Below are 24,680 nucleotides of genomic sequence, written 5' to 3'. Positions count from 1 at the left end.
TATTTATCAAAAGAAAACCTGTAAGAGAAACAGAAATTACTGTATAATCTTACAGGTTTTTTCTATTAAGTAAAACTTTTTTAATGGGAGATGTATCTAAACAATATAAGAGCCTTTAAAAGATAATGTTATGTTTAATTTTAGGGGACAATAGAAGATGTAAATAAACTTTTCAAATTTAGTTCGGTGCTTTAGCCCCATTTAAAAAGCTGTAGTAATTTGTGCTCCGGAACAGATTGCTGGTTGAAAAACTTGTTTATTATAAATTAATCTTCTGAAATAACAAGAGAGAGAGGAAAGTGGAGAAATGTGAAAGATACTACCTATGACAACCTAGTGGAACATATTATAACCAATCAAAATAGCTTTTACCGCATTGCATATTGTTATGTCTATGATAAAGATAGTGCTTTAGATACTATACAAAATGCAATATGCAAAAGCTTAGAAAATTATAATAATTTAAGGAATAAAAAAGCAATAAAGACATGGTTCTACAGGATATTAATTAATGAATGCCTTCTATATATTAGAAAGGGTAAGAAAGAGATTATATGTGATCCGGCAGATATGAAAGAGGAAGTCTACTATGAAGAAGCTTTTGAGCCTAAATTGGAAGTGTATCAGAAGGTTTGTGAATTGCCGGAACATATGAAGACAATTGTCATACTGCATTTTTATGAACAGATGACCTTAAAGGAAATTTCAGAAACCTTAGAGGTTAATATAAATACAGTAAAGACGCGGCTATATGCTGCATTAAAACGATTAAGAACTGTATTGGAGAATGAATTGGAGGTAGGAGTATGAAAAAGATCAGAGAGTCAAAGGAAATATATGACCATATTAAAATCCCCGGTGAATTGAGACAAATAGTTGATACTACACTAAATGAACAAGTTGGCAAGGTAAATTCCGGGATAAATAAGTTTAAAGATAATTTAGTAGTTCATATATTTAAGTACACAATAACAGCGGCAGCTGTACTTATTATCTGTTTTACTGTAGCATTAAATACCAATGAAGTATTTGCAAAGGGATTAGATAATATTCCGGTTATTAATAGTCTGGCTAAAGTCCTTACTATCCGTTCTTTTAAAAATGTAAATGATAATCAAAGTATTTCGGTGAAAGTACCTGGTGTGGAGTTAAATCAAGGAGATAAAAGCGGCTTAGTAGGGCAGGATAAGGAAAAGCAGGAAAAAACGGAACAATTCGTAACAGATATTAATAAAGAAATTGAACAAATAGTTAATGAGTATGTAGCCGGTGCAGAGAAAAGTATAGAGGAATATAAGCAGGCATTTATACAGACCGGAGGTACTGAAGAGGAGTGGAAACAAAAAGATATCAGCATTAAAGTTGATTATGATGTTAAATATCAGGCAGATGATTACCTGTCTCTTGTACTTACTGCAGATGAGAGCTGGTGTTCTGCCTATGGTAAAAAGTATTTTTATAATCTGAATCTAAAAGAAAATACTCAAGTTAGTTTAAAAGACATATTAGGTGAAGATTACATCCTTGTTTCTAATGAAAGCATTTTAAGTCAAATGAAGAAACGAGTACAGGAAAATACAGACTATATTTATTGGAGCATTGCCGGTAATGGTTCCTCAGATATAGAAGGATTTACTTCCGTAGATGAGAATACCAACTTTTATATTAATGAAAAAGGAAATCCGGTTATTTGTTTTGACAAATACGAAATTGCCCCTGGCTTTATGGGAGTGCAGGAATTTGAAATTATAAAATAAAATAGCTATCATGTTATAAGACCCTATAGGATTGGGAACCTATAGGGTCTTTAACATAGAAAAGGATTAAATAGAAATAAATAAAGATATTATTTAGGGGTTTATAATTATGCAAAAAATTATCTTGGGAAATAAATTTTCACAGTAATTATTGTAGTAAGTATAGGAATTAACCTATTCATAACAGGGGTTATTTACTAATAACGGTACCTGTTTCGCCGGCAATGCCGTCTTTTGCTTTCTCTAATAGAGTAATTAGAGCGCTGCGTCCTTCTTTAGAAGCAGCAAAATCAACGGCTGCCTGTACTTTAGGAAGCATGGATCCAGGAGCAAAATGTCCTTCTTCCATATACTTCTCGGCTTCCTCAACAGTTATATTGGATAACCATTTCACATCCGGTTTACCGAAGTTAATAGCTACTTTTTCAACTGCAGTCAGAATGATCAAATAATCTGCATCCAATTCCTTTGCTAATACACAGCTTGCAAAGTCTTTATCAATAACAGCACTTGCGCCTTTTAATTGGTTTCCGTTTAATACAACAGGGATACCACCGCCGCCACCAGCGATTACTACCTGGCCGGCGTCCACTAATGCACGAATTGCATCTATTTCAACAATTTCTACAGGCTTTGGAGAAGCAACAACACGTCTGTAACCTCTGCCTGCATCTTCTTTCATTGGATAGCCATATTTTTGTGAAAATTCATCAGCCTGTTCTTTGCTCATAAATTTACCAATAGGTTTAGTTGGATTCTGGAATGCAGGATCATCACCATTTACACGAACCTGTGTAATCATAGTTGCAACAGGTGTATTTTTTCCACGATTCTTTAATTCTTCACGAATGGCATTTTGCAAATCATATCCGATATATGCCTGACTCATGGCAACACAAACGGAAAGAGGAACGATAGGTTGATCTTTCTCGATTTTGCTGAATTCTGTAAATGCATTGTTAATCATTCCTACCTGTGGGCCATTTCCGTGGGAAATAACTACCTGGTGTCCTTCTTCGATTAAATCAACAATGGATTTTGCAGTTATTTTAACTGCCTCCATTTGTTCTGCAAGGGTATTTCCAAGAGCGTTTCCTCCTAAGGCAATAACAATCTTTTTCTTGCTCATTATATATACCTCATTTCTGCATAGGACTTTTATGTTCTATTATCATTCTGAGTGCAAATCCAACAAGCTGGATTTGCACTTAAGATCCGGTTATGGGATTCTAGAATCAGGGACCTCAGAATGATATATAATATTATATTGATATATTATTTTTGATATTAATGTTTTATTTTAAGATTCTAGGAGTTCCTTTTTCTTCTAGTTTCTTTAAGATAGCAGCTGGATCTTCAAATTTGCTTAATAACATCATAGCTGCAATTACATATGGTTTGTAGCTTGCTTCTTTGTAAAGTGGAGTTCTGTAACGATCGAATACAGTAGCATCTACTTCACCTTCGTCGCAGCTTACACCAGTGATGTCTGCTGGTAAGCAGTGTAAGTAAAGAGCTTTTCCATCTTTTGTAGTTTTCATTAATTCTTCTGTACAAGCCCAATCTTTATGTTGTGCATTTTGTGCTAATAATTCTTTTTCTAATGCTTTGATTCCATCATGGTCACCTTCACCATATAGGTTAGTACGTTTTTCCATAGCTGCAAATGGAGCCCAGCTCTTTGGATATACGATATCAGCATCTTTGAAAGCTTCAGCCATGCTGTTTGTTTTCTTGAAAGATCCGCCGGAAGCAGCAGCATTTTTCTTAGCTACTTCTTCTACTTCTGGCATTACTTCGTATCCTTCTGGATGAGCAAGAACAACTTCCATGCCCATACGAGTCATAAGACCGATAACACCCTGAGGAACGGATAATGGTTTTCCGTAAGAAGGAGAATAAGCCCAAGTCATAGCAAGTTTTTTGCCTTTTAAGTTTTCAATTCCGCCGAATTCGTTGATTATGTGTAACATATCGGACATACATTGTGTAGGATGGTCGATATCACATTGAAGGTTTACGATAGTAGGTCTTTGCTCTAAAATACCATCTTCATGACCTTGTTTAACCGCTTCGGATACTTCACGCATATATGCATTACCTTTTCCGATGTACATATCATCACGGATACCGATAATATCAGCCATGAAAGAAACCATGTTAGCTGTCTCACGAACTGTTTCACCGTGAGCTACCTGAGATTTTCCTTCATCTAAATCCTGAACTTCTAAACCTAATAAGTTACAAGCAGATGCGAAGGAGAAACGTGTACGAGTAGAGTTATCTCTGAATAAAGAAATACCTAAACCGCTTTCAAATACTTTAGTGGAGATGTTATTTTCTCTCATATAACGAAGAGCTTCAGCAATTGTCCAAACTGCTTCAAGTTCGTCATCTGATTTTTCCCAAGTTAATAAGAAATCATTGTTGTACATTTCTTTAAAATTCAATTTGTTTAACTTATCAATGTAAGTTTGAAGTGTTTTCATAGGTTCATTCTCCTTTAATATAATTATTGTTTAAGTTTATTATTTGCAGTAAGCAGTTGGTAATGCAGCATAAACAGCAGCGCATTTTACTAAATCTTCTTTATAGGTTTTTTCGTTTGGAGCGTGAGCCTGTGCTTCAGCGCCAGGTCCGAATCCGATACAAGGAATACCGTTACGTCCCATTATAGATACACCGTTTGTAGAGAATGTCCATTTATCAGTAAGAGGACGAGCTTTTCTCATTTCATCAGCATCAGCAGCACCACTGCGTGTAGTTCCGTAAAGACCCTTGTATGCTTCTTCCATAGCTTTTGTTACAGCGTGATCTTCTGGAATTACCCAAGTTGGGAAGTAACATTCGATAGGATATACAAGTCCTGTGTAGCTTGGTCTGTCATATTCGTACATGCTAACTGTAGCATTGTATTTCTTTACAGCAGGAAGAGCACGAATTTCATCTAAGCAGCTTTCCCAAGTCTCGCCTGCTGTCATACGACGGTCTAAGGAGATAGAGCAGGAGTCAGCTACTGCACAACGGCTTGGAGAAGTAAAGAAGATTTCGGAAGTAGTTACAGTACCACGACCTAAGAAATTAGCTTCTTTCCATTCAGGGTTGTATTTTTCATCTAACATTTTTACTAAGCCTTTGATTTCTTTATCATCAGCTGCGTCGTTTTCATTTAAATCACGGATATTTGTAAGAATTTCAGCCATTTTGTAAATAGCATTGTCACCACGTTCTGGAGCAGAACCATGGCAGGAAACACCTTGAACGTCAACACGGATTTCCATACGTCCACGTTGTCCACGATAGATACCACCATCAGTAGGTTCAGTAGAAACTACGAATTCAGGTCTAACTTTACCTTCGTTGATGATGTATTGCCAGCAAAGGCCGTCACAGTCTTCTTCCTGAACAGTACCTGTAACTAACACAGAGTATTTGTCATTTAATAATCCTAAATCTTTCATGATTTTTGCGCCATAAACTGCAGATACAATACCACCTAATTGATCTGAAGTACCACGTCCGCCGATTTCTGTGTCAGTTTCATATCCTTCATAAGGATCGAACTTCCAGTTAGCTCTGTTACCGATACCTACGGTATCAATGTGAGCATCATAACCGATTAATTTTTCACCGGTTCCCATGTAACCCAATACATTTCCCATTGGATCGATTTCTACCTTATCGAATCCAACAGCTCTCATTTCTTCAGCTATACGGTCAATGTGACCTTTTTCTCCACAGCTTTCGCCTGGAATTCTTACTAAGTCTCTTAAGAACTTAGTCATAGCCTTTTCGTAGCCTTGTGCAGCGCTTTTAATTTGATCAAAATTCATTTTTCTTCCTCCTTAATATTCTTTTCCATCCCAAACGATTTCTTTGAATCTATCAGGATCAGTATCTCCTTCAGTTGAGAAGGCTAAAACTTTTGAGTTTTCGTCTAATTGTAAATAATCTCTTAAATCTTTATATTCATCCATCTGCATGATGGCAGCTAATAATCCAGTTGGAACAGCACCGGATTCTCCGGAGATAACCTGAGGGTCTCCTTTAAATGGAGCAGCTAACAAACGCATACCTTTTGTTGCTACCCAGTCCGGGCAAGATACGAAAGCTGTAACATGATTTTTAAGTATATCCCATGAAATAGTATTTGGTTCACCACAAGCTAAACCGGCCTGAATTGTTTCCAGATCCCCTTCAACTATACGTATTTTACCATCTTTTGCAGCAGCACCTTTGTAAAGACAAGCAGCAGCTTCTGCTTCAGCAACAACAATTTTCGGAGGGTTTTCAGGGTAACGGTTTACAAAATAACCTGTAACAGCGCCTGCTAAAGAACCTACACCAGCCTGAACGAATACGTGAGTCGGTCTGTCGCATCCGTTTTCGTTTAACTGCTCTGTTGCTTCCATAGCCATAGTTCCATATCCTTGCATAATCCAAGCAGGAATTTCTTCATAACCATCCCAAGCGGTATCTTGAACCACAACGCCGTGTGGAGTTTCTGCAGCAGCTGCAGCAGCCATACGAACACATTCGTCATAATTAACTTCTTCAATGGTAACAGTTGCATTTTCTTTAGCAATATTGTCAAATCTGGTTTTAGTGGAACCCTTTGGCATATAAACAACTGCTTTTTGTTTTAATTTGTTTGCAGCCCATGCAACACCTCTGCCGTGGTTACCATCTGTAGCTGTAAAGAAAGTTGCCTGACCAAATTCTTCTCTTAGCTTATCAGAAGTTAATACATTATAAGGAAGTTCTGATACATCCTTATTTGTCTGCTGTGCAATGTATTTAGCCATTGCAAAGGATCCGCCAAGAACTTTAAATGCATTTAAACCGAATCTATAAGATTCATCTTTTACAAAAAGTTCTTTTACTCCTAAATAAGAAGCCATATTATCTAACTTTGCTAATGGAGTTGTTGAGTATTGAGGAAAGCTTTCGTGAAAAATTCTGGCTTTTTTAATTTCATCAAGAGCCATAACTTTTAACTGGCTATCTTCTGTTTTAGGCATTTCGTTAATTGCCCATTGTATTGGTTTCATGGAAAAAGACCTCCTTATTTTGTTGTTTTGTTGACATCTATATAACTATATAGTGTGTACTTTGAGATTCCAAAGTATTTGGAGACTTTGTCACCAGATCTTGTTACCAGAAAAGCACCTGCATCATTTAAAAACTGAATGGCGGTTACTTTTTCCTCTTTTGTCATAAGAGCAACCGGTTTTCCAATGAGAGCAACAGATTCTTCTATTAGATCATCCAATAGGTCATTTACATTCTGTGTAATTCTCTCTGGAGCCTTAGTTTCAGGTTCTGTGGAAATCAATGATTTCACAACCCCATCAATAGTTGAAAATGCGGTTATGTCAAAGTTAATGGAGAATATGTATCTGATTTTATTATCGTCTCCACGAATATACATAGTTGATGACTTTAAAATTCTACCATCCTGGGTACGTGTCAAATAACCATAACGGTCTTTTAAATGGGATGTGTCTTTACGTGATGCTTCTAAAACCACGTGAGATGGTCCATCACCGATATTACGTTTTGTAACATGACCGTTCTCAATATAAACTACAGTATTCTCCAAATCTATAGAAGCTAAATCATGTATGACAACTTCACAATTTTGGCCAAATTGTTGTGCGATGCCATGTGCTATTTGTGTTAAATAGTCCAGTGTATAGTTCATAATTAAGATTTTCCTTTCGCGATAGGTGGTGTTCTTAATTTCATAATATCACAAAAAAAATATATTTCAATAGTTTTTTACAAAAAAATTTAGGTAAACTAAAAAAATTTGTATTTTTCTATTGCAATTCATAAATAGAGATGATAAACTATACCTATAGAAAAAACTATATACATATTGCATAATAGACCAAAATTATTTTACGTAAAACTATTTAAATTATGCATATGTTCATAATTGCTACCTTAACCATCTTGTAGACTTGTTACAAGCATGAAAATTGGGGTTTAATGTAAATCATATAAAAAAAGGAGGATTAGTCATGCTTATTATTGGAAACGGTAGGGTCATCACAAGAGATGATGCAAATCCATTTTTAGAAAATGGAGCGGTACTTATTGAGAAAGAATTAATTAAAAAAGTAGGCAAGACAGAAGATTTAAGAAAAGAATATCCTGATGCAGAGTATATCGACGCTAAAGGCGGTGTAATCATGCCTGGTTTTATCAATATCCATGAGCATATTTACAGCGCTATGGCTAGAGGACTTTCCATTAAAGGATATAATCCCAATGGATTTTTAGATATCTTAGATGGTATGTGGTGGACCATTGACCGTCACCTGACACTGGAACAGACAAAACAAAGTGCTATGGCAACTTATATTGATTGTATCAAGAGTGGTGTTACTACTGTATTTGACCATCATGCCAGCTTTGGCAACATTAAAGACAGTTTATTTGCAATTGAAGACGCAGCAAAAGAACTTGGTGTCAGAACTTGCTTATGTTATGAAGTATCCGACCGTGATGGAAAAGATAAGATGAAAGAGGCAGTAGCAGAGAATGCTGCATTTATCAAACATGCTTTGGCAGATGATTCTGATATGATAGCAGGTATGATGGGACTTCATGCATCCTTTACTTTATCAGACGAAACTCTTGAACTTTGCGCAGCAAACAAACCTGCGGAAGTAGGATATCATATACACGTAGCAGAAGGTATTGAAGATTTATATGATTCTCTTAAGAAATATGGCAAGAGGGTAATTGATCGTTTAATGGACCTGAATGTACTAGGGCCTAAAACATTAGCAGCACATTGTATCTATGTAAATCAGCATGAAATGGATGTATTAAAAGAAACCGATACTATGGTAGTTCATAACCCAGAGTCCAATATGGGAAATGCATGTGGATGCCCTCCTACTATGGAGATTATGAAACACGGTGTATTAACAGGACTTGGTACAGACGGTTATACCCATGACATGATTGAATCCTATAAAGTAGCCAATATACTTCACAAACATCATTTATGTGATGCAAACGCAGCATGGGGAGAAGTTCCTACCATGTTATTTAAGAACAATGCAATCATTGCAAACCGTTACTTTAAGAAACCGCTTGGTATCTTAAAAGAAGGAGCGGCAGCAGACGTAATTATTGCTGACTATAATCCAGTAACACCAATGTCAGCAGCAAACTGCAACAGCCATATTCTATTTGGAATGAACGGTAACCATGTAACTACAACAGTGATCAACGGTAAAGTAGTTATGAAAGACAGAATATTAACTGTTATTGATGAAGAAAAGGCAATTAATAATGTAAGAGCAGAGGCAGAAAAGCTTTGGAATAGCATAAATGCTTAATAAAATGGCGCTAAAACGCTAGAAGCGAGGGTAGGTTGAAAAAAGCAAGCTTTTTCAACCGGCAATTTGTGCGGAGCATAAATTGCTTCATTATTAAAATGGTGCTAAAGCACCGGAATAGAGGTTATTATGAGCGATAGAATGACACCGATTCCATTTGACAGATTAATGAATTGGATTTTAGAAGAAAAGAAAAACAGAAATACTGTTTTTGGCGTACGTAAAGCGTATGTTGCAAAAGAAGGACGTAATCTTGATTTATTTGATGAAAAATTAGAAACTCCATTTGGCCCTGCAGCAGGACCACATACACAATTAGCACAGAACCTGGTTGCTTCTTATTACGCAGGAAGCCGTTTCTTTGAACTAAAAACGGTACAAGTATTAGACGGAGAAGATCTTCCTGTTGCTAAACCATGTATTACTGCAGAAGATGAGTGTTATAACTGTGAATGGTCTACAGAGCTTAGAGTTCCGGAAGCTTTTGACGAATATGTAAAAGCATGGTTTGCAATTAAAGTAATTGCAAAAGAATTTAAACTTGGTTCTCCAGATGGCTTCATGTTCAACATGAGTGTAGGATATGATTTGGAAGGCATTAAAACAAAGAAGATTGATGACTTTATTGAAGGTTTAAAAGAAGCAAAAGATACTTCTATTTTTAAAGAATGCAAAGAATATTTATTAAATAATATTAACTTATTTAAAAATATAACGGAAGAAGATGTGAATGCCATTACTTCTAACATCTGTACTTCCATTACTTTATCAACCCTTCATGGATGTCCTCCACAAGAGATTGAACGGATTGCTTCCTATCTAATAAACGAAAAACATGTAAATACCTTTATTAAATGTAATCCAACCCTATTAGGTTATGAATTTGCAAGAAAAACACTGGATGATATGGGATATGACTATATCGCATTTGGTGATTTCCACTTTAAAGATGATTTACAATATGAAGATGCAATTCCTATGTTAAAGAGATTAATGGCTTTAGCGGATGAAAAGGGACTAAGCTTTGGTGTTAAAATTACAAATACTTTCCCTGTAGATGTTAAGGCAGGAGAACTTCCAAGTGAAGAAATGTACATGTCAGGACGTTCTCTATATCCTTTATCCATTGCGCTGGCTGCAAAACTTTCCAAAGAATTTGACGGAAAGCTTAGAATATCTTATTCCGGCGGTGCAGACGTACACAATATCGATAAGATTTATGAGTCAGGAATCTGGCCTATTACTATAGCAACTACCGTGTTAAAACCAGGCGGATACGAAAGAATGGTTCAAATTGCTAAGATATTTGACAAGGAAGAATACAAGCCATTTAGCGGAATCAATCCCGAAGCAGTTGAAAAATTACAAAAGGATTCTATTACAGATCCCAACCATACAAAAGCTATTAAACCATTACCATCCCGTAAGATGGAAAGACAAGTTCCATTATTAGATTGTTTTGAAGCTCCTTGTAAGCAGGGATGTCCAATACATCAGGACATTACTTCCTATTTAAAACTTGCCGGAGAAGGAAAATATCTGGAAGCTTTAAAGGTTATTGTAGAAAAGAACCCACTTCCTTTTATCACAGGTACTATTTGTGCTCATAACTGTATGAGTAAGTGTACTCGTAACTTCTATGAAGAATCCGTTCAGATTCGTTCCGTGAAGTTAGAAGCTGCACAGGGTGGTTTTGAAGATCTTATGAAAGAATTAAAAGCACCTGCTGTAACTTATGAAGGAAAGACAGCTGTTATCGGTGGCGGACCTGCTGGTTTAGCAACTGCATTCTTCTTAGCAAGAAGCGGTATGAAAGTAACTATCTTTGAGAAAAGAGAAACACTTGGCGGTGTCATCAGACACATTATCCCAGGCTTTAGAATTCCGGATGAAGCCATCCAAAATGATATTGAATTAGCAAAGATCATGGGTGTTGAAATTAAGGTGAATTCTGAAGTGACTTCCATCGATGAAATTAAGAACATGGGATATGATAATATTGTGTTAGCAATTGGTGCATCTAAGCCAGGAGTGCTTAAGTTGGAAGAAGGAGAAGCAATGAATGCTTTAGCTTTCTTAGAAGACTTTAAGAAATCCGATGGCAATGTAGATCTTGGTAAAAATGTAGTTGTTATCGGTGGCGGTAATACGGCTATGGATACTGCAAGAGCAGCTAAGAGAACAGAGGGTGTTGAAAAAGTATCTTTAGTATATAGAAGAACAAAACGCTATATGCCGGCAGACGAAGAAGAATTAATTCTTACTTTAGAAGATGGAGTTGAATTTAGAGAATTACTTGCTCCATATCGTCATGAAGACGGAATGCTTCTTTGCCACAAGATGATACTTGGTGATCCGGATGCTTCCGGCAGACGTAAACCGGTAGAAACAGATGAAATTGTTAAAGTTCCTGCTGATACTGTAATTGCAGCTGTTGGTGAGAAAGCAGATATTAACTTCTACAAACAGAACAATATTACTATAAATGAAAAAGGTTATCCTGTAGTTGATCCTGTAACCGCTGAAACTAATGTAAAAGGTGTATTTGTGGCAGGCGATGGCTTATATGGACCGGCAACAGTAGTAGAAGCAATTCGTGATGCAAGAAAAGCAGCAGAAGGAATTCTTGGCAAAGAAGTTGCAAAAGATATAGAAGCAGACTTAGATATAGAAGCTTTATATGCTAAGAGAGGTATTATTAAGAAAGCAGATGAAGAGGGCAAAGATTCAGGACGTTGTTTAGGATGTTCTTCCGTATGTGAAAACTGCGTGGAAGTCTGTCCTAACAGAGCCAATATCTCAATACGTGTTCCTGGAATGGCACTGGCGCAAATTCTTCATGTTGATAAGATGTGTAACGAATGTGGCAACTGTGAAACTTTCTGTCCATATGATAGTGCACCTTACAAAGAGAAATTTACTTTATTTAATAATACTGCTGATTTTGAGGACAGCACCAATGAAGGTTTTGTATTAGTAGATAAGGACAGTCTGACTTTCCAAGTTAGATTGGGCGGAAAAGTAACAACTGTAAAAGGCTTAAAGGACACCGGCCTATATGACGGAATTGAACAATTCATCGCCGCTGTTTACAATGATTACAGCTATCTGTTCTAAGATTGGTGATTATTATAAGGAAGTTGTTAGTTGTAAAGGAAGATGGAATAAAGGTTAACCTTTCAACGGTGTATGAAAAAGGTATGCAATTTAATTGTGATTGCATATTAACAAATTAAAATTTACAAGTTATACTTAATATGGGTTAAGTAACTTGCCTCATTGAGTCGGAGCCTTTACTCCGACTCAAAGGCATCTAAAGAATGAATTTCTTGTAAGTCTTAATTCATTTCACAGGAAATGTGAAGAAAAAATATCTTCACATACAAAGTTTATACCGGGGTATACTTGGTATAAACTTAATATGCGCAAGAAACAGGTGCAGGAAGGAGAGAAGTGTGAAGGAAGAGCTTCTTCACACTTGGAAGAACTCCAAAATGAGAATCCATTGGAATTCTCATTTCGAACTTCTTCGTCTATTTTTCGAGATGCCGCAAGCGGCATTATGTCTGGAAGGTTGAAAGACTTTTATTCTTTCAAGGTTGAAATTTTTTCAAAAGTTGAAATTCTTTCAAAGTAGAAATCTTTCAACAGAGATTTGTGCTACGCACAAAGTCTCCAGACTCTGAAAGGAGCTGGTTATAAAGATGAAGTATTTATTAAAAGGCGGCACGGTAATCTCCGGATTAGATACTTTGAAGGCAGATGTGCTGATTGAAGATGAAATAATCAAAGAAGTTGGAAAAAAGATTCCCGAAGAGGATGCTACTGTTATAGACGTAACAGGTAAGTATGTATTCCCAGGCTTTATTGATGCCCATACCCATTTTGATTTAGAGGTGTCCGGCACCGTAACTGCAGATAACTTTAACACAGGTACAAAGGCAGCAATAGTAGGCGGTACCACCTGTGTGATTGACTTTGCTACCCAGAATAAAGGAGAAACGTTACAAGAAGGACTGGATAACTGGCATAAAAAAGCTGACAATCGTTCCTCCTGTGATTATGGATTTCATATGGCAATATCTGAATGGAATCCACACACCAGCGAAGAGGTTCCTCATATGTTCCAGGAAGGAATTACTTCCTTTAAATTGTATATGACCTATTCTTCAAGAGTAAGAGATGGGGAAATATATGAAGTATTAAAAAGAATCAAAGAATATGGCGGTATTGTGGGTGTACACTGTGAAAACGGTGAACTAATCGACCAGTTGATTGCAGAACAGAAAAAAGAAGGTAATTTTTCACCAAGTGCCCATCCGGTATCAAGACCTTCTTGTATTGAAGCAGAAGCTATAAATCGTTTTTTAACTATAGCAAAATTAGTAGATGTACCTGTTATAGTAGTACATCTAAGTACTAAGGAAGGTTTTGAAGTTATTCAAAGAGCAGCAGAACAGGGACAGAAAGTTTATATTGAAACCTGCCCTCAATATCTGTTATTAGATGAAAGCAAATATTATCTGCCGGGCTTTGAAAGTGCAAAGTATGTAATTTCTCCTCCCCTTCGTACCAAGGAAGATAGTCAATGCTTATGGAAAGGCCTTAAAGAAGATAAAATCCATACCCTTGCAACAGATCATTGCAGTTTTACCCTGAAACAAAAAGAAATGGGTAAAGATGATTATACTAAGATTCCAAACGGCATGCCAGGTGTTGAAACCAGGGCAGCGGTTGTGTATACCTATGGAGTGTTAGAGGATAAAATATCTTTAAATCAGATGTGCAGGTTAATGGCAGAAAATCCTGCTAAACTTTATGGACTTTATCCCAAAAAAGGTACCATACAAGCCGGAAGTGATGCTGATATTGTAGTATGGGATCCGGAATATCAAGGGAAAATAACAGCAGCAAATCAAATGCAAAATGTTGATTATGCACCTTTCGAAGGGTATAATATAAAAGGAAGACCTGAGAAAGTATTCTTAAGAGGTCAGCTTCTTGTTGAAGGCGGAAAATTATTAAAAGAAAACCAAGGAAAATACATTTCCAGAAAGAGAGGATCATTATAATGAAAAGAACAACTATAGCAGCAAAGAATGCACCAGCAGCAGTAGGACCATACTCTCATGCAGTTCAGGTAGGAGATACCCTATATACTTCCGGTCAATTAGGATTAGACCCTGCTACCGGTAAAATGGCAGAAGGCGTTGAAGCACAAGCAACACAGGCTTTAAATAACTTAAAGGCTATTTTAGAAGAAGCAGGTTTAACATTAGCTAATGTTGTAAAGACTACCGTATTCTTAAATGATATTGCGGATTTTGCTAAAATCAATAAAATCTATGGAGAATATTTTACTGGTGAAACTCCTGCTCGTTCCTGTGTGCAAGTAGCTGCACTTCCAATGGGCGGGTTATTTGAAATTGAGGCTGTTGCGGTAAAGGCTGAATAATTTAGCTTAAAGATGCTTTGATTCATATTTATTGAGAAGTGGCTGTCCCTCTAGCGGTTTAAACCGCTAGAGGGACAGCCACTTTTATACCTATTTATTTTGATGAGGATTTTACCACTGCCTTGTTTCAAAGTTTATTTGCATCAATTTTGGCAACACTCTTGCTTTAATTGTATATCCCACTTCTTTCTTCGCATTGTCACCGTTATCCAAAGCTTACCAAAACTGGAAGGTAACGGTAGGGCAGGTACCGTCATCATTTATACACCGCCAGGCTAATTTTAAAAATAAACTCAGTCTGGTCTTGAACGGATAACCTACCCAATAGATATTCCTCATAAGAATCGCCACATACAGTCAGTCCCCGTGCTTTAAGCTGACGAAGAAATGGTTCATAGACCTCCAATACTGATTCAAATGGACCTTTGTGATAAGTGACTGCATAAAGTCCTGCCGGCTTTAACTTGGCATTTATACCGTCCATACGTACAAACAGCCGATCAACCCTCTCAAATCTTCCCGCCAGAAGATCCTCCTGGCTTACAATAGATCCGACATAAGCGGGACCTTTCAGGTCTGTATCTTTCAAAAAGCGATCATAATAGCTAAACCACTCCTCGCCACTGACGACATTATTCTCCTGCGGTATGGGATCGCTATATAAAACAGGCTCATCTGGAAGTTCCACGAGAGAGATTTCATCCAAGGGAGCGCTAAGGGCTTCCTCCGAATAGGTGACGATACTGTTTAATAACCAGTGAATTTGTTCCAGCTTTCTGATTTCCTGCTTCACTCGGCTGAGTTGTTCCTTGGAAAGTGCAATTAACCCTTCCGGTGATGGCGCATTGAGGTAGTATCCCAATGTTTTCAAAGGAAAGTTAAGCTCTCTTAAAGATTGAAGCATCCAGAAAACATCAAGCTGCGGAACCGTATAATACCGATATCCATTGTCATTCACTCCTGCCGGATGAAATAAACCGATACGGTCATAATAGAATAAGGTATCCTTTTTAATTCCAAATCTTTGCGCAAATTCTCCAGTTGTAAAGGTCTTTAATTTATTTTTATGCATTTCGTTTTCCTCCTTGACTATGGAGTTACTCCATACTATATAATACATATTGTTTTAAAAATTGCAATACCTTTCATTTTCCAATAGGGGTTTCTACAGAAATTACAGTCTTTCATATTGTAAAAAATAATAAAAAGGAGATGTATATATGGAAAGTTTTAGAACTGTAGGAGAATTTGAAAAACAAGAATCGGTGCTAATTATCTGGCCACCATACGCCAATGCAACCAGAAAGTTAAATACGGATATAGTCAGCGTTCAAGTGGTATTGGCCCTGATGGGAGAAGTAGAAATCATCGTATGTTGCTATGATGAGGAAGTGCAAAAACGTGCAAAACAGGAATTAGCTAGGCAAGGGGTTGATATTGCATTAATCCGCTTTGTAATATTCCCCTCACCTATCGTCTATCCCCGTGATTTTGGAGCTGAAGTTATGATAGGTGATCTTGGAAGCCGTGCAAGGGTTGATTTCCGTTTTGACATGTATGGATACTATCCGGAGGATGATGAGCTTTCCCGCCTATTACGGGGATTCAGTGAATATCATGCCAAATTAATCGGAATTGAAAATACACGGCACTCTGAACTGATCAGCGAAGGTGGCGATCGGGAATTCAACGGAGGCGGTATAATGATGGCAATAAAAGAAACAGAGGTGGATAAACGTAATCCTGGCAAGAACGTAACAGAGGTAGAGCAGGAGCTGAAGCGGGTATTTAATCTGGAGCAGATTATCTGGCTTCCGCAATGTTCCTATGACGATGAATATGCTTATTCCGGACCAATCCCTTCTGCCGACGGTACATTCTGCTCCTTCCGTTCTGCTAGTGCCAATGGACACATTGATGAGATCTGTCGTTTTGCCAATACCGATACTATTTTAATTGCACACATTTCCGAGGAAGAAGCCCGTGAAAGTAAGTTACATGCTTTTAACAAAGAACGGCTGGACCGAGCATATGAGGCGGTAAAGACCGCTCGTAATCAGGACGGGCAGCCTTTCCGTATTCTGAATATGCCTGTTCCTGAGCCAATCTATATGGACCTCTATCCAGAAGATGACGCATATAACCTTTGGAGGGAGCATAATGAAGATATGGATGGGGTGCTGTCAGATGTAACTCCATTTCCTGACGGTCCAATTAACGTTTTGCCGGCACTCAGCTATTGCAATTTTCTGATTGCTAATAATGTAGTAGTTGCTCAGAAATATTACAAGGAAGGAATGTCAGAGCGAATCAGGGAAAAAGACGAACAGGCACTACAGGTTTTACAAATCGCATTTCCTAACCGTCGTATTATACAGATTAACCCGTTGGCACTGAACTTGTATGGGGGTGGAATCCATTGTCATACGCGCAATATTCCATTTGCACAACAGGTGTGATTTTTCAGGCACTTCAAAGATATGTGCAGAATATTGGTGAGTTGGGTTAAGAATGTACCCATTTGAAACAGAAAAAATCGCTAAGAACATAATTTTAAAAACATTGAACTGTCATAGCCCCCAGGACTTAACACAAGAAGTCTTTATCAAAATGGTTGTCAATATAGGCCGATACAAAAGCGAACCGATTTCAAGAACTGGCTTTTACGCTGGCGGTAATTGCCGCTAGCGTATCTGATATTTTTGGAACTTATTTTACGAAACACATTGACATAGCAATAGTATTCTCTTCAGCTTCTTTAATTTTGATTTTGTATACAAATCCCTTCTATTGCCTTAATTGCATATTCTACTTCTTCCTCTGTATTGCTGTATCCAAAAGAAAACCGGATAGTTCCTTCCGGGAAGGTGCCTAAGGTTTTATGGGCGTTTGGGGCACAGTGCATTCCTACACGGGTCATGATCTGGTATTCTTGGTCTAAACGGAAGGCTAGGATTGCTTCATCCAGATTAGTTGTTTGAAGGCTTACTACGGAACTTCTGTCCTTGCAGGTTGTTTTTCCGATAATACGGATTCCTTCTATGTTAGACACGCCATCTATAAATTGTTGCGTTAATTTTAATTCCTTTTCACGGATTTTGTCTATACCCACTTCTTCTAAATATTTTAGACTCCTATGAAGTCCTATGATTCCCGGCAGATTTAATGTGCCTGCTTCAAATTTGTCCGGCAGAAAGGTTGGGGTTTCTTCCGTATCAGATATGCTGCCGGTTCCTCCCGTTATAAGAGGTGTCATTTCATCTGCCATTTCATCGGTTATAAGAAAGCCTCCTATTCCTTGAGGGCCTAACAGACCTTTATGACCTGTAAATGCAAGAGCATCTATATGCATGTCTTTCATGGATATCGGAAATGTTCCGGCTGTCTGTGCTGAGTCTACTATGAACTTTATACCATGGTTATGTGCAATTGCTCCCACCTCCTTAATTGGCATCAAGGTGCCGCATAGGTTTGAACCGTGGGTCATAATAATAGCCTTTGTATTTTTTTGTATCAATGCTTCTATAACTTCTACCTGTAATTCACCTTCTTTGGTACAGGGAATTCGGTCAAAGGTTATTCCCCTGTCCTTTTGCAATTGTACAAGGGGGCGCATGAGGGCATTGTGTTCCATGGAGCTTACTAAGACATGATCACCGGATTTTAAGTATCCCTTTATTATAAAATTAAGTGCATAAGTTATGTTGGGGGTAAATATAACATTCTTTGCTTTGTCTTCGATGGGGCCGAAATCAAAAAGTTTACATAATTGTTCTCTTGTTTCGTAAACAACTCCTGCAGTTTCATAAGCATTTTCATAACTTCCCCGATTTATATTGGTACCTACCTGAGTCATAAATTCTACCATAGCTTCTATTACACCAGGGGCTTTTGGAAAGGAAGTAGCAGCCTGGTCCATATATATTTTTTTCATTATAATCTCCAATCTAATCTCAAATATCGGGATTTAACTTTTTCTGTTTAGCAGAGTTATTTGCAGGCAAACTTGCAATCTTTTTCTCTGTTTTTATTATATCATGAACATAAAGCATGTTCATAGTCGTGGCACTAAACTGGGAAAATTCAAGCAAGCTTGCATTTTCCTCATTCCGTTTATATTATATCATAATATTACCCTTCTGTAATGCAGTCATTTATAGATATAATCTATAAATGGCCTCCATCCATATAGATTATTGATTTTACCTCTCACCATTCTGTAAGTATAATTATAGACAGAATATATTTATACTTATTCTAATTCATTTGACTTGTATTTCAAGTGGGTTGGGGGATTTAATTGAAATATACCAATATGAAAAGAATGTGAGGAAAAGATATGAATGATTTAAAAGAAAAGTATCTGGAAAGTATTCGGGAAACTGCAGAAACCTATTTTAGAAAAGGCGAGTTTTTCTGTTCAGAAGCAGTGGTGCAGACTATCAATGATGCTTTAGGAAAACCATATTCTGACGATGTAGTTAAATTAGCATCCGGATTTCCGATTGGTCTTGGTAAAGCACAATGTCTGTGTGGCGCTGTTTCCGGTGGGGAGATGGCTTTAGGAATGGTGTATGGCAGAGTTCATGGAGAAACTATGAATCCAAAGATGTTTGAGAAGGCAAAGGGTCTTCATGATTTTATAAAAGATCAATATAAATCTACTTGTTGCCGGGTTATTACAAAGGAATGGGCAGGAGATAATTTTCAATCTCCAGAAAGAAAAAATCACTGCATTAACATAACCGGAAGAGTAGCTGAATGGGTAGCCAGAGAATTAATAGAAGACGGTGTTATTAAAATAGAGGAAAAGTAAAAAGAATAGGAGAGATACGGTGAATACTTTTTTGAAAAAGGTACCTATGCCTATAGTAGGCGTGATGCTTTCATTTGCTGTTTTAGGTAATTTAGTTCAGTCTTATGGGGAAGTTTATAGAAATATACTTGGAATTATTTCTGCAATTATATTTATTATTACAACAATTAAGTTCTTAAGTGACCTGAAAGGACTTAAAAATGATTTGGACACTCCTATCGGAGGTTCTGTTTTTCTTACCTACACCATGGGAATTATGATTTTAGCTACTTACATAAAACCATATAACAATAATGCGGCATTTGGGGTATGGATTGCCGGAGTAATTCTCCATCTGGTATTTCTGCTTCGTTTCACCTTTAAGTTTATAGGGCAGTTTAAAATTAAACAGGTGTTTCCAAGCTGGTTTATTGTATACGTAGGTATTGCCGCAGCGGCAGTAACAGGAAAGGCTTTCCAACCGGCTATAGGACAAATCGCATTCTGGTTTTCTTTTATATGCTATATTATTTTAATATTTGTTGTAGGAAAACGTGTGTTTATCGTAAAAGAAATACCGGAACCTGCGTTGCCTACCTTAGTGATATTCGCAGCGCCGGGCTCCTTATGTTTAGCCGGATATTTAAATAGCTTTGATACAAAGAATATGATTATTTTCTGGCTGCTATTAATATTGTCACAGGGATTTTATCTATTTGCAATCAGTCGATTGGCGGGGTTATTGAAGTTGAAGTTTTATCCAAGTTATAGTGCATTCACATTCCCAATGGTAATCTCCGCTTTGGCATTAAAATTAAGCAATGGATTTCTGATAAAGCAAGGTTTTAACACAGGTATACTGCCTGTAATTGTAAAAATTGAAGAAGCTATTGCAGTTGTACTTGTATTTTATGTGCTGATCAGATATATAGTTCATATATCTACAGTTAAAGTGAATGGCTTAGATGTTATAAAACAAGCTAACTAATTTATATAGCAAAACTTTAAACTCATTCTAATTTTGTTTTTAAACAAGTGTTTTCACCTTTTGATTACTCTAATTCATTACCTTAATCTCACTGGGGGTAATCAAATAAATTTTATACATACCATGGTTTATGGGGAAATCCTTTATAGCTTCCATAATTTCCTCATAAGCAGAATCATTTATCTTAAGGGAGATACCACAACTGTTGGATATCTCCCTTAATGTTGGCATCACATAAAAATGTATTTTATCTTTTAAAAACTTTTGGGCAGCCATTGCTGCATGGGTACTGGAAAATGTAATTAAATAGTAATCCATAATAACGTATATTCCTTTCCCACAGCCAGATAGAAACTGCGGTAATTTTGTTAACTTTTTAATAAATAAGCAATGGCTTTTCTTTCTTCTCCGTTACTTGTCCAATTATTCCGGCATATGGGGTATACTCTTCCATACGTTTTAAGAATTCTTTTGCGTCTTTTTCCGGTAAGGAGATAAGTAAACCGCCGGAAGTTTGGGGATCTAACAGTAAGTCTTTTAGATTCTGAGGCAGGGTATTTTTATAAATAAACTTATCAGCAAGGTAATCCAGATTATTGTACATACCCTCCGGTATAATTCCCATTGCAGCCAAATCTAAAGCACCGTCAATAACTGGAATCTGATCGGTAAATAGTTCTATGGTTTTTCCACTTCCGGAGGCCATTTCATAACTGTGTCCCGTTAAGCTAAATCCGGTAACATCTGTACAAGAGTGGACCTTTAAGCCTGCCATGGCTTCTTTGGCATATTTATTTAAAGTTGCCATAATATCTATAATATTTTTTAACTGACCATCATTCAACATGTCTACTTTTGCGGCAGTATTCATAACCCCCAAGCCAATGGGTTTGGTAAGAACTAAAACATCACCGGTATGTGCGGAACTGTTGGTTAAGATTTCAGAAGGATGTGCAAAACCGGTTACACATAAACCATACTTTGGTGTAGGGTCGGTAATGGTATGTCCTCCTGCAACAATGGCACCTGCTTCCTTTACCTTAGAATACCCGCCTTCCAATATACTTTCCATAACCTTTATATCCAAACAGGATGGGAAGCACATTAAATTCATGGCAAGAGAGGGGTTACCGCCCATGGCATATACATCACTTAATGCATTGGCAGCAGCAATCTGTCCGAAGTAATAAGGGTCATCTACCATTGGGGGAAAGAAGTCTACAGTTTGGATTGTTACAAGGGAATCATTTATTTTGTAAACACAAGCATCATCGCTTGTGTCAAAGCCAACCACTAAATTAGGATCTTCGAACTTGGGCAGCTGCTGTAATACACTGTGAAGTACACTAGGACCTAATTTTGCTGCACAACCTGAAGTTTTAACTAACTGGGTAAGTGGAACATTCTTTTTTGCCATAACGGATATATCCTCCTTAAATGATTATCTATAATATCTATTGTAATCGGATTAATTAACCACAGCGGGATGAAGAAACTGGAAAAATAACATTCTTTGTAAGTTTTCTTGCAAATTCTGAATGGAGTGTAAAAAATGAACATAAAGCAGGTTCATAATATTGTATGGTGCTATTATATTTTACTACAAGTAATTCTGAAAGGCTAGAATACAATTATAGATAATATCTAATAAAGAAAAGTATTTATAGAAATAATCAATAAATCATGGTATAATTTTTGATATATAATAGAGAAGAGTAGGTGTATAATATGGAATTGAGGCAACTAGAAGCATTTGTAAAGGTTGTTGAGTTACAAAGCTTTTCAAAAGCAGCAAAAAGCTTATTTCTCACCCAGCCGACTATAAGTTCACATATAGTTTCTTTAGAAAAAGAGCTTAATGTGAGGCTGGTGGAACGCACTACAAAAACGGTAAAAACCACAAGTGCCGGTGAGAAATTATATGAATATGCAAAAGAAATCTTAGAAATAAAAGAAGATTTATATCAGGAATTTGGTGCAAAGTCTCAGGCCGATGAAGCAATCGTGATTGCAGGTTCCACCATTCCTTCTCAATATATATTACCTGAATTGATTTCTGCCTTTAAAAAGCAGAATAAAAAGATATATTTTTCTATCAATCATGGTGACAGCCAGTATGTGATTGATGAGATATTAAAGCATAAAGTGGATATTGGTTTTGTTGGTGTTAAGGATGAAAACAGTAAGCTGAATTTCATACCATTTTATGAGGACAAACTTGTTATAATTACTCCAAATGAAAATCACTACAAGGTTTTATTGGAGAAGGCCAATACTTTGGAGAATCTATTGAAAGAACCTATTATACTAAGGGAAAATGGTTCCGGAACTTTAAAATCCGCCGAGAGGTTTCTGGAATCCAAAAAAATAGAGGGTTCCAAATTAAATGTTGTTGCCCGTATTAACGATCAGGAAATTATTAAAAGGTCAGTCAGTAAAGGTATGGGAATATCAATTATGTCCAAAAAATCTGCTCAGGATTTTGCGGAAGAAGGCAAAATTTTAATGTATGAACCTATAGGTGAAGCTATTTACAGAAGACTTTATATTGTATTCGAAAAACGGAAGAGATTTAGCCGTTTAGAAAAATCCTTTATTGAATTTTGCAGCAGTTTTTATAACAATATAGAAAAATGATAAATACTTTATCATGCAGAAGGGAACATGGATACCTATGAAATTAATGATGCCAAATAAAACAGAATGGGAAACAAATCCTGTGTTATTAGATGCATTGGGCTTGGATAAGGTGTCTTCTCCCATTGTATCTATTGTAGGCGGTGGCGGAAAAACCTCTACCTTGGAGCAATTGACAAGAGAATATGACCGAAAAGGGAAACCGGTTATTGTAACAACAACCACTCACATGATGCCTCCGAAGCATTGGCCCTGGTGCAAGATTGAATCGGTGGAAGTTGTGGATAGATATCTGGAAGAAGAGGCAGTTGTGTGGATTGGTTTGCAAAGTGAAACTGGCAAGATGAAGTCACCGGATTTGGAATTCTTAAAAAAATTGGCATCTAAAAAGCTTCCCATGATTATAGAAGCCGATGGGGCTAAGCGGCTTCCCTTTAAAGTGCCCGGTGAGTGGGAACCGGTAATACTGGAAGAAAGTACAATGATAATTGGTGTCTTAGGTATGGATGCATTAGGAAAACCTTTAAAGGAGAAGTGCTTTCGTTATGAACTGGCTTCCAAATTACTTGAGAAACCGGAAGACAGTAGAATTACCAAAGAAGATTATACAAAAGTAATCAGTAATAACTGGGGATTAAAAAAAGGATTACATAAAAACATGGATTATGCGGTTATTTTGAACAAAGTAGATAATGACCAAAGGCTGAAAGACGCTTTGAGTATTCGTGATATGGTAAGTAAACTTGGCATTGGCAGAGTATACTTATCTTCGTATAACACTTATATTAATAAATAAGTCAGCAATTAAGATAAAATGAACAATTAAAAACAGAACAATGGGTAAGACATGCTGATATTTGAATATACGCTAGTGTAATGATAGATTGGAGAAGATATGAAAGTATTAATTAAAGGTGCAGGAGATCTGGCTACCGGTATAGCATACAGGTTATATCAGGCTGGATATGACATACTTATGACAGAGATACCTATCCCAACTACGGTTAGAAGAATTGTAGCTTTTTCCAGAGTGGTATACGAAAAAGAAGCCGTAATTGAAGGTGTAAGAGGTGTATTGGTCCATACAATGGAGGAAGTTAAAAAAGCTCATAGAGAAGGAGCTGTTCCTGTCATAGTAGATGAAAAAGCAGACATTGGGGATATATACGCACCGGAAGTGGTAATCGATGCTATTATTGCAAAAGAGAATCTTGGAACTACCATAGAAGAAGCTCCTTTGGTAATCGGTGTAGGGCCTGGTTTTACAGCAGGTAAGGACTGTCATGGAGTAATCGAGACGATGCGGGGGCATTATCTGGGAAAGGTGATTCGAGAGGGAAGTGCTATTCCCAATACAGGAGTACCCGGTAATATTGGTGGATATACCATTGAAAGAATTATACGGGCATCAGCAGATGGAGAGTTTCTGCCTGTTGCTGACATAGGTGATTTGGTGGAAAAAGATCAGGTTGTTGCTATGTCCGGCGGTCAGCCAATATATGCTCTTATGCCCGGTATTGTAAGAGGAATGCTGCAAGCTGGTGTGAAGGTAAAAAAGGGAATGAAATGTGGTGATATCGATGCACGTTGTGAAAGAAACCACTGTTTTACCATATCAGATAAGGCAAGATCCATAGGGGGCGGTGTATTGGAAGCAGTTGTAGGCTATGAGCATGGTAAGTTCTGATAG

The 24,680-nt window shown here is 37.1% G+C and carries 22 protein-coding genes; 13 read left to right on the top strand and 9 right to left on the bottom strand.

Annotated elements, in window-relative coordinates; translation table 11 throughout:
* Window positions 1–309: 309 nt before the first annotated feature.
* Both BM183_RS06370 and BM183_RS06365 read left to right on the top strand, forming a co-directional pair.
* Complete coding sequence (locus tag BM183_RS06370; RefSeq protein ID WP_091685396.1) at window positions 310–810, top strand: sigma-70 family RNA polymerase sigma factor; 501 nt, start codon at window positions 310–312, stop codon at window positions 808–810.
* Window positions 807–1,757, top strand: coding sequence for an RsiV family protein (locus BM183_RS06365; protein WP_091685395.1), 951 nt, complete (start codon window positions 807–809; stop codon window positions 1,755–1,757). The genes BM183_RS06370 and BM183_RS06365 overlap by 4 nt, the downstream gene beginning before the upstream one ends.
* A gap of 190 nt (window positions 1,758–1,947) precedes the next feature.
* Here BM183_RS06365 and arcC read toward each other — a convergent pair whose 3' ends face one another.
* From arcC to BM183_RS06340, 5 genes are all read right to left on the bottom strand, one after another.
* Window positions 1,948–2,889 (bottom strand): carbamate kinase, encoded by a 942-nt coding sequence (arcC, locus tag BM183_RS06360; protein WP_091685393.1) that lies wholly within the window; start codon window positions 2,887–2,889, stop codon window positions 1,948–1,950.
* Window positions 2,890–3,052: 163 nt separating this feature from the next.
* On the bottom strand, window positions 3,053–4,246 hold the full coding sequence (gene ygeW, locus BM183_RS06355; RefSeq protein WP_091685392.1) for a knotted carbamoyltransferase YgeW: 1,194 nt from the start codon (window positions 4,244–4,246) through the stop codon (window positions 3,053–3,055).
* Between the two features lie 39 nt (window positions 4,247–4,285).
* Window positions 4,286–5,590: a YgeY family selenium metabolism-linked hydrolase gene (locus tag BM183_RS06350; RefSeq protein WP_091685390.1), complete on the bottom strand. Its 1,305-nt coding sequence runs from the start codon at window positions 5,588–5,590 to the stop codon at window positions 4,286–4,288.
* Between the two features lie 12 nt (window positions 5,591–5,602).
* Window positions 5,603–6,808, bottom strand: coding sequence for a diaminopropionate ammonia-lyase (dpaL, locus tag BM183_RS06345; RefSeq protein ID WP_091685389.1), 1,206 nt, complete (start codon window positions 6,806–6,808; stop codon window positions 5,603–5,605).
* 14 nt (window positions 6,809–6,822) lie between these two features.
* Entirely contained in the window at window positions 6,823–7,461 is a 639-nt protein-coding gene (locus BM183_RS06340) for a helix-turn-helix transcriptional regulator (RefSeq protein WP_091685387.1), read from the bottom strand.
* A gap of 322 nt (window positions 7,462–7,783) precedes the next feature.
* Between BM183_RS06340 and ssnA the strand changes: the two genes are divergently transcribed.
* From ssnA to BM183_RS06315, 5 genes are all read left to right on the top strand, one after another.
* Window positions 7,784–9,115 (top strand): putative aminohydrolase SsnA, encoded by a 1,332-nt coding sequence (gene ssnA, locus BM183_RS06335; protein ID WP_091685386.1) that lies wholly within the window; start codon window positions 7,784–7,786, stop codon window positions 9,113–9,115.
* Between the two features lie 129 nt (window positions 9,116–9,244).
* Window positions 9,245–12,232 (top strand): putative selenate reductase subunit YgfK, encoded by a 2,988-nt coding sequence (ygfK, locus tag BM183_RS06330; protein ID WP_091685384.1) that lies wholly within the window; start codon window positions 9,245–9,247, stop codon window positions 12,230–12,232.
* 304 nt (window positions 12,233–12,536) lie between these two features.
* Window positions 12,537–12,752 carry a hypothetical protein gene (locus BM183_RS06325; protein WP_091685382.1) on the top strand — a complete coding sequence of 72 codons (216 nt, stop codon included), beginning with the start codon at window positions 12,537–12,539 and terminating at the stop codon, window positions 12,750–12,752.
* A 67-nt stretch (window positions 12,753–12,819) separates the two neighbouring features.
* Complete coding sequence (gene hydA, locus BM183_RS06320; protein WP_091685381.1) at window positions 12,820–14,187, top strand: dihydropyrimidinase; 1,368 nt, start codon at window positions 12,820–12,822, stop codon at window positions 14,185–14,187.
* On the top strand, window positions 14,187–14,570 hold the full coding sequence (locus tag BM183_RS06315; RefSeq protein WP_091685379.1) for a RidA family protein: 384 nt from the start codon (window positions 14,187–14,189) through the stop codon (window positions 14,568–14,570). The genes hydA and BM183_RS06315 overlap by 1 nt, the downstream gene beginning before the upstream one ends.
* Before the next feature lie 256 nt (window positions 14,571–14,826).
* Here the strand turns inward: BM183_RS06315 and BM183_RS06310 are convergent, their stop codons facing one another.
* Window positions 14,827–15,642 carry a MerR family transcriptional regulator gene (locus BM183_RS06310; protein WP_242960886.1) on the bottom strand — a complete coding sequence of 272 codons (816 nt, stop codon included), beginning with the start codon at window positions 15,640–15,642 and terminating at the stop codon, window positions 14,827–14,829.
* Between the two features lie 148 nt (window positions 15,643–15,790).
* Here BM183_RS06310 and BM183_RS06305 point away from each other — a divergent pair, with 148 nt between their 5' ends.
* Window positions 15,791–17,029, top strand: a complete 1,239-nt coding sequence (locus tag BM183_RS06305) for an agmatine deiminase family protein (protein ID WP_091685375.1) — start codon at window positions 15,791–15,793, stop codon at window positions 17,027–17,029.
* Window positions 17,030–17,328: 299 nt separating this feature from the next.
* Here BM183_RS06305 and BM183_RS06300 read toward each other — a convergent pair whose 3' ends face one another.
* Window positions 17,329–18,504, bottom strand: coding sequence for an aminotransferase class V-fold PLP-dependent enzyme (locus tag BM183_RS06300; protein WP_091685374.1), 1,176 nt, complete (start codon window positions 18,502–18,504; stop codon window positions 17,329–17,331).
* A gap of 405 nt (window positions 18,505–18,909) precedes the next feature.
* On the opposite strand from BM183_RS06300, the gene BM183_RS06295 reads away from it, so the two are divergent.
* A complete protein-coding gene (locus BM183_RS06295) occupies window positions 18,910–19,386 on the top strand; it encodes a C-GCAxxG-C-C family protein (RefSeq protein ID WP_091685372.1) in 477 nt (158 codons plus the stop codon).
* Between the two features lie 19 nt (window positions 19,387–19,405).
* Window positions 19,406–20,353: a TDT family transporter gene (locus BM183_RS06290; protein ID WP_091685370.1), complete on the top strand. Its 948-nt coding sequence runs from the start codon at window positions 19,406–19,408 to the stop codon at window positions 20,351–20,353.
* Between the two features lie 69 nt (window positions 20,354–20,422).
* Here the strand turns inward: BM183_RS06290 and BM183_RS06285 are convergent, their stop codons facing one another.
* Both BM183_RS06285 and selD read right to left on the bottom strand, forming a co-directional pair.
* On the bottom strand, window positions 20,423–20,671 hold the full coding sequence (locus BM183_RS06285; protein ID WP_091685368.1) for a putative Se/S carrier protein: 249 nt from the start codon (window positions 20,669–20,671) through the stop codon (window positions 20,423–20,425).
* Window positions 20,672–20,729: 58 nt separating this feature from the next.
* Window positions 20,730–21,770, bottom strand: coding sequence for a selenide, water dikinase SelD (selD, locus tag BM183_RS06280; RefSeq protein WP_091685366.1), 1,041 nt, complete (start codon window positions 21,768–21,770; stop codon window positions 20,730–20,732).
* A 311-nt stretch (window positions 21,771–22,081) separates the two neighbouring features.
* Here selD and BM183_RS06275 point away from each other — a divergent pair, with 311 nt between their 5' ends.
* The 3 genes from BM183_RS06275 (at window position 22,082) to yqeB (ending at window position 24,677) form a co-directional block, all read left to right on the top strand.
* The gene (locus tag BM183_RS06275; RefSeq protein ID WP_091685365.1) at window positions 22,082–22,990 is read left to right on the top strand and encodes a selenium metabolism-associated LysR family transcriptional regulator; all 909 of its coding nucleotides are present in this window, start codon (window positions 22,082–22,084) and stop codon (window positions 22,988–22,990) included.
* A 37-nt stretch (window positions 22,991–23,027) separates the two neighbouring features.
* On the top strand, window positions 23,028–23,786 hold the full coding sequence (gene yqeC, locus BM183_RS06270) for a selenium cofactor biosynthesis protein YqeC (protein ID WP_170847907.1): 759 nt from the start codon (window positions 23,028–23,030) through the stop codon (window positions 23,784–23,786).
* A 99-nt stretch (window positions 23,787–23,885) separates the two neighbouring features.
* Complete coding sequence (gene yqeB, locus BM183_RS06265) at window positions 23,886–24,677, top strand: selenium-dependent molybdenum cofactor biosynthesis protein YqeB (RefSeq protein ID WP_091685362.1); 792 nt, start codon at window positions 23,886–23,888, stop codon at window positions 24,675–24,677.
* Window positions 24,678–24,680: the final 3 nt, after the last annotated feature.

It is taken from the genome of Anaerocolumna aminovalerica (assembly GCF_900115365.1).
GTDB lineage: Bacteria > Bacillota > Clostridia > Lachnospirales > Lachnospiraceae > Anaerocolumna > Anaerocolumna aminovalerica.
This window is presented reverse-complemented; position numbering and strand designations above follow the sequence as displayed.